A 6,316-nucleotide genomic window follows, 5' to 3' on the forward strand; every position below is an offset into this window, starting at 1 on the left:
CCCGCGCATACCAGAATCAGGTTTTTCGTATATATCATTATAACGGCCCCCTTGTGCTGGACTTTTCATACAAATTCCATTACACTATATGTTGTCACCGCAATCCTAAGAACACAGGAGCAACCGAATGAGCAAATTAATCCCCGATCTGGTTTTCCAGTCGATTTACGATATTACCCCGCAGCAGCTGCTGGCGCGCGGTGTACGCGGCGCGCTCATTGACCTGGACGGCACGATGGCTTCGCACTGCGACCCGCTGCCGCCCGAACCGCTTACGCCGTTTATCCGCAGTCTGCAAAACGCGGGCCTGCGGGTGCTGATTTTTTCCAACAACCGCCGCACGCGCGTCTCCCGCTTCTGCGCCGCGCTTGGCGTGGATTTTATCTGCCGCGCCGGCAAACCCTTTCCGCGCGGATTCCGGCAGGCCGCAGCGCAGCTCGGCCTGCAAGCCGATGCGCTGGCCGTTATCGGCGATCAGATTTTTACGGACGTTTTGGGCGGCAATCTTGCCGGCGCATTGACCTGTTATGTGGAAACGCTTGACCGGCGTTTTTTCTGGGTCAACCTCCGCTATCAATTTGAGCGGCGGTTTATTGCGCGCGGACGAAAAAAAATGGAGGACGGCACACAGCATGAGTAAAGCACGATTCGGCCCTGCCGGCAACGCGGAATCCTTTGCCGCAGCGGGCTATAAAAAGAGCGAGGACGCGCCTGCCTGGCTGGCCGCGCAGGGGCTGAACGCCTATGAATATCAATGCGGGCGCGGCGTACACGTCGGCGCGGAAACGGCCCGCAAAATCGGCGCGGCCGCAGCCGCACACGATGTGCAGATGAGCGTTCACGCGCCGTATTTTATCAATCTCTCCTCAGAGGAACACGAGCGCATGAAAAAAAATATCGGCTATGTGCTGGATACCGCGCAGGCAGCCGCGCATCTGGGCGCCGTCCGCATGGTTGTCCATTGCGGCGGACAGGGCAAGCTGACGCGTGAGCGCGCCATGCGCAATACGCATGAAAATGTCCGCAATATTCTGCGCGCACTCGATCAGGCGCACCTGACCGGCTGCACCGTCTGCCTGGAAACCATGGGCAAAAAAAGCGTGCTCGGCTCTGCCGAAGAGGTCTGCGAGCTGGTGGCGGCGGACGACCGTCTGCTGCCCTGCATTGATTTTGGCCACCTGAACTGCCGCACGAACGGCGGCATGTCCACGCGGGAAGATGTTGCCCGACTGTTCGATTGGATGGAAAATACGATTGGCGTTGCCCGCACACGCATGCTGCACGCGCATTTTTCGCACATTGAATATAATGCCAAGGGCGAAGTCCGGCATCTGACTTTTGCGGATACCGTTTACGGTCCGGACTTTCTGCCCGTCGCGCAGGAGAGCGCCGCGCGCGGCTATACGCCGGTATTCATCTGCGAATCGGCCGGTACGCAGGCCGAAGACGCAGTGGTTATGAAGAATTTATTCAGCAAGGAGATAGAAAAATGAAAAAAATTCTGCTTGTTCACGGCCCCAACCTCAACCTGACCGGCCTGCGCGAGCCGGGCGTTTACGGCACGGAAACGCTCGCCTCCATCAATGCGGAAGTTGTTTCCAAATGCGTCCGTCTCGGCATGGAGTGCGATGTCTTCCAGTCCAATTCGGAAGGCGCGCTCATCGACCGAATCCACGCTGCGCGCGAGGACTGCGCCGCCATCATCATCAACGCGGGCGCATACACGCACTACAGCTACGCGCTGCGTGACGCGATCTCGGCCGTGTGCCTGCCCACTGTGGAGGTTCACATGTCCAATGTCTATAAGCGCGAAGAATTCCGGCATCATTCGGTTATCTCTCCCGTGTGCGCCGGCGTAATTGCCGGTTTCGGCAAACACAGCTATCTGCTGGCAGTGGACGCGGTAAAGGCGGTCATCGGATGAGAAAGCACGAACTATCGGCTATGCTGGCCGAAGCGCCCTATGACGCGCTGGTGCTGACCCACGAAATCAGCCGCCGGTATGCAACCGGTTTTCATTCCACCGCGGGCGCCGTTTATCTGTCCGCCAAACAGGCCGTATTTTTCACCGATTTCCGCTATATTGAAGCTGCGCGCGCCGCAATTTCGGATTTTGAAGTGCGTGAAATCGGCATGCAAAGCTATTCTGCCGCCATCAATGAGCTGATCGCACAGGACGGCGTCCGCAAAATCGCGCTGGAGGACAAAACGCTGACGCATGCGGAATATATGTCCTGGGCATCCGCCCTGCACGCGGCTGCGGCGCGGCTGGAAGATGGGCTGGAGCGCCTGCGTGTCTGCAAGGAAGACGAAGAAATCGGCCGCATTGTGGCTGCGCAGCGCATTGCCGAACAGGCGTTTGACGAAGTACTGAACGATATCCGCGCAGGTGTGACGGAAAAAGAGATTGCCGCGCGGCTGACCTACCTGATGCTGCATTACGGGGCGGAAAACATGTCGTTCGACCCGATTGTGGTATCGGGTACAAACAGCTCTAAGCCGCACGGCGTACCCGGCGATAAGGCCATCGCATCCGGAGACTTTGTCACCATGGATTTCGGCTGCATCGTTGAAGGCTATTGCTCGGATATGACGCGCACAGTCGCCGTGGGCCATGCGACTGATGAGATGCAGCAGGTGTATGACACCGTGCTGAACGCCCAGCTTGCCGGCATCGCCCGCTGCAAGGCCGGCGTTTTGGGCAGCGATGTGGACGGCGCCGCCCGCCGCGTCATCGAGCAGGCCGGTTACGGAGACGCTTTCGGCCATGGATTCGGACACGGCGTCGGTCTAGAAATCCACGAAGCGCCCGTAGCTTCTCCGCGCGGCGAGGCACCGCTGCCTGCGGGTTCGGTCGTCACCGCAGAGCCCGGCATTTATCTGCCCGGAAAATTCGGCGTGCGCATCGAGGATATGCTGTATGTCATCGAGGACGGCTGCATCAACCTGACGGAAGCGCCCAAAGCGCTTATCGTTCTGTGATTGCGCGTCTGACCCAACCGGCCTGTGCGGCCGCGCTGCTGGCCGGTTTAGAGCAGCCCATGCTGTGGTCCTATCTGGCTGGCCGCATGGGAGAGGCGTTTGCAGATGACGCGGTGCAGCCGCAGGCCGTGCTGGTCCGCGTGGGCGATTTCCGTTTTCTTGCCGGCGCGCCCAGCGCGGCATTGGTTGATTTTCTTGCCGCAGAGCAGGCAGCATTTTCCATTGCCGTGCCCTGCGCCCCGGGCTGGTCCGTTCTTATCGCCAGCCGCTGTCCGCAGGCCCAGCCTGTCACCCGCTATGCGTTTGAAAAGCGCCGCGCTTTCGAGCCGGACCGGCTGCGCCGCTTCGTCTCCGCGCTGCCCGCCGGATATACGCTGCGGCGGATGGACCAGCCGCTGCACCAGGCTGCCGCCAGCCGGGACTGGAGCCGCGATCTGGTCTCGCAGTATCCGAGCTTTTCCGATTATCGCATGCATGGAGCTGGTTTTGCGGCGCTATATGGCGCAGAGCTGGTATGCGGCGCCTCCAGCTATGCCGACTGGCCGGGCGGTATAGAGATAGAAATTGACTGCCACCCTGCGCATCGCCGCAAGGGACTGGCGCGCGCCTGCGCGGCCGCGCTGATTCTGGACTGTTTATCCCGCGGCCTGCTGCCCTGCTGGGACGCGGCCAATCCCGTTTCCGCCCACCTTGCCCAAACGCTGGGATTTGTGCCCGCAGGCCCCTATACGGCCTATGAAATGAAACAATAAAACAGCCGCAGGCTTTGCCTGCGGCTCAGTTTATCTATGCAGTTTACTCGTCGTCAATTTCCAGGTAATCGGCCAAATCCTTAAACAGGGCGGTCGGGTCAACATCGTCCTCCAGTACAATCTGAAGCGGCTCGTTGAGCGAGAGCAGGAACATGCCGAGCAGACTCTTGGCGTCTACCATGCCGCTCTTGCCGTGAATCCAAATGTCAAATCCATACTGGCACACAATGCTGTTAATCTTCTGGATGTCCTCCGTATTCTTTACGCGAATGCCTCTTGTCATATCAAATACCTCCTTTTATAAATACACCACTTATTTTCGCTATCATTATAGCATAAAACAACGAAAAGAAACGCTTTTTTTAGCGTTCTTTGCATTTTCAGCGTTTTTTGTCTTTCTATGCAGATCCAGTCAGCATATTCTGGTCACTCTGCACAACTTCTACCTGCCATTTGCGAATACACAAAAAGCAGCCTGTATCACAGGCTGCTTTTTTATCCGCACAGCCGGCCCCACACCCGCCATGCATCTGCCCCCACGGGGCTTTCTACTGCTCTATCCCAATGCGGTTTCCGTCTATATACACCGCGGCAATTTCCTCTGTACGCAGGAAACGCCGGCTGTATCCCGCTGCCTGATAGGCATAATGCGCCTCAAACCGCTCCGTCTCCGACCCGACCGTTCGGGTGCTGCTGGAGCCTTCCGAAGCCGTCGCAAGCATCCCGCCATCCTTCAGCAGAATGGAGACCTTCGGCCGCGGACGGAAAAACGAGTCCTCCTCCTCAACCGGACGGGCACCCTCCAGCACCACGCCAAGCGGAGACACCGTGATGTGGCTGACGGACACGCCGTCTTCCACTTCCAATGCCAAATCGCTTTCATACCCCTTTGCGCTCTTGGCGCTGAACGTGAACGTCCACTTCCCTCCGGTTGCCGGCAGCGTCTGTGCATATACTATCTGCATGCGCAAATATGGCAAATCCGCTTCGCACAGACCGGAAAACACCGCTCCATTGAGTATATCGCTGCTGCCATGCAGCCAATACTCCTTGCCATACTCCGGCAAAAGCGTTTCACCGGTGCGCGTATCCAGCAGCGACACAATATCCCCGTAAACGCCCTCCGTCGGGTTGTAAGCGGGCGTGCGGAGCAAAAGTGTCAGCATGTTCTCTTCCAGGTGCAGGCCCGCAAAAGAAATCTCTGGAAATTCTTTTGCCCGCGGCAGTGCGGCCGAAGCGTCCGTAACGGGCAGATATGCATCTTCCCGCAGCGAATCCTCCTGTTCCTCCGGGTTGGCAACCGAATGCTCACGATACATTTTCTCCAGGTCAATATCGGCGGTCAGCGTTTCGCTGGCGCTGTGAAAAACAGCCGGCCCGACGGTCAGCATCAGTTCACAGTCCCCCGGGTCTTTGATCATATCAAACTCTCCATAGGAATACTGCACCGTGCCGTTTTCTTCCATTCCGCTTTGCCACGAGGCACTGTCTACGCTCCGCTTTCCATCGCGCACCAGCTCAATATCATTATAGTCCAGCATGCCGTCCAGCGGCTTGCCGTCTTCACGCTGGGTGGAGCAGATAACGGCCACGCCGTTTTCCGTGACAATTGCATCATGCAGCGTCATGGTATAGCCGTCCACCGTCTGGCCCGCCTGCAGCGGCGTCGTCAAATCTTCCGGCACAATGACATTCTGCCCAAACAGGGCTGTCCATGCATCCGAAAGATGAAACACGGCGGCAGCCGTTACGGTAAACAGGACGGCCGCAGCCACGGCAATCACCGCAACCCGATGCGGACTGCGCAGCGGCATCTTCCTTCCTCTGCGGGCGCGCTGTTCGTTCACTGCCGCACCAATATCGTACATCGGCGTTTCAATCTGATCCAACGCCTGCCGAATCCGTCTTTCATCTGGCGTTAGATTCATAACTTCTCCTCCTTCCCTCCGAAGTATCCTGCAAAAGCAGCGCCAGCTTTTTGCGGGCGCGCTCATACCGTTTGCGCAGGGTCGCGGCCGGCTTGCCATAAATCACGGCAAGCGCGTCAAAGCTGCGTTCTTCAATCACGCGGCCATATACCAGCGCCCGCTGCTCAGGCGCAAGCTGCTCCAGCGCCTGCCGCAGCTCTTCCCCAATATAATCAGTCTCGGTCCCTTCGGCCGGCGGCGGAATCATATGGAGTTTGCGCTGCCGCAGCAAGTCAACGCAGGTATGGTAAGCCAGGCGATACAACCATGCGCCCAGATTGCTGCCCGCCTGAAAGCGGCTGCGGTTATCATAGGCCTTGATGAAGGTGGTCTGCACTGCGTCCTGCGCGTCATGGTAGTCACACAGGATGTGGTGGCAATACCGCAGAAGCGGCTGGCCATACAGGGCAATCACATCGGCCAGCGCCTGCTCGCTGCCGCTGCAAAACAGTTCATCGAGCTTATGTGCGTCCATTCTGCCGCCTCCCTTAAAGAACATGTTCACTTTTAATAACGTACAAGCGCTTCATTTTGTGACACATTTTCAAAATATGTTTCCATTTTGTTACCCTTCTGAGGAGAAGCGAAAAAAAATCCAAATTGCTTTTAGCGCTT

General features: G+C 57.7%; 8 protein-coding genes. 5 read left to right on the forward strand and 3 right to left on the reverse strand.

Annotated elements, in window-relative coordinates; translation table 11 throughout:
• The first annotated feature begins 127 nt into the window (after positions 1 to 127).
• From ACOYIE_RS08340 to ACOYIE_RS08360, 5 genes are read left to right on the forward strand one after another with little or no spacing between them, the layout of a single operon-like run.
• A complete protein-coding gene (locus ACOYIE_RS08340; RefSeq protein ID WP_433412248.1) occupies positions 128 to 640 on the forward strand; it encodes a YqeG family HAD IIIA-type phosphatase in 513 nt (170 codons plus the stop codon).
• Positions 633 to 1,493 carry a TIM barrel protein gene (locus tag ACOYIE_RS08345; RefSeq protein WP_433412250.1) on the forward strand — a complete coding sequence of 287 codons (861 nt, stop codon included), beginning with the start codon at positions 633 to 635 and terminating at the stop codon, positions 1,491 to 1,493. Before ACOYIE_RS08340 ends, ACOYIE_RS08345 begins: the two co-directional genes overlap by 8 nt.
• On the forward strand, positions 1,490 to 1,924 hold the full coding sequence (gene aroQ / locus ACOYIE_RS08350; RefSeq protein ID WP_433412252.1) for a type II 3-dehydroquinate dehydratase: 435 nt from the start codon (positions 1,490 to 1,492) through the stop codon (positions 1,922 to 1,924). Before ACOYIE_RS08345 ends, aroQ begins: the two co-directional genes overlap by 4 nt.
• Positions 1,921 to 2,982 carry an aminopeptidase P family protein gene (locus tag ACOYIE_RS08355; protein ID WP_433412254.1) on the forward strand — a complete coding sequence of 354 codons (1,062 nt, stop codon included), beginning with the start codon at positions 1,921 to 1,923 and terminating at the stop codon, positions 2,980 to 2,982. The genes aroQ and ACOYIE_RS08355 overlap by 4 nt, the downstream gene beginning before the upstream one ends.
• The gene (locus ACOYIE_RS08360) at positions 2,979 to 3,734 is read left to right on the forward strand and encodes a GNAT family N-acetyltransferase (RefSeq protein ID WP_433412256.1); all 756 of its coding nucleotides are present in this window, start codon (positions 2,979 to 2,981) and stop codon (positions 3,732 to 3,734) included. The genes ACOYIE_RS08355 and ACOYIE_RS08360 overlap by 4 nt, the downstream gene beginning before the upstream one ends.
• Before the next feature lie 43 nt (positions 3,735 to 3,777).
• Here ACOYIE_RS08360 and ACOYIE_RS08365 read toward each other — a convergent pair whose 3' ends face one another.
• The 3 genes from ACOYIE_RS08365 to ACOYIE_RS08375 form a co-directional block, all read right to left on the reverse strand.
• Entirely contained in the window at positions 3,778 to 4,017 is a 240-nt protein-coding gene (locus tag ACOYIE_RS08365) for an HPr family phosphocarrier protein (RefSeq protein ID WP_433412258.1), read from the reverse strand.
• A gap of 265 nt (positions 4,018 to 4,282) precedes the next feature.
• Positions 4,283 to 5,662 (reverse strand): hypothetical protein, encoded by a 1,380-nt coding sequence (locus ACOYIE_RS08370; protein WP_433412260.1) that lies wholly within the window; start codon positions 5,660 to 5,662, stop codon positions 4,283 to 4,285.
• Positions 5,643 to 6,176, reverse strand: a complete 534-nt coding sequence (locus ACOYIE_RS08375; protein ID WP_433412262.1) for an RNA polymerase sigma factor — start codon at positions 6,174 to 6,176, stop codon at positions 5,643 to 5,645. The genes ACOYIE_RS08370 and ACOYIE_RS08375 overlap by 20 nt, the downstream gene beginning before the upstream one ends.
• Positions 6,177 to 6,316 lie beyond the last annotated feature (140 nt).

It is taken from the genome of Agathobaculum sp. (assembly GCF_050946325.1).
In the GTDB taxonomy this organism is placed as follows: Bacteria; Bacillota; Clostridia; order Oscillospirales; family Butyricicoccaceae; genus Agathobaculum.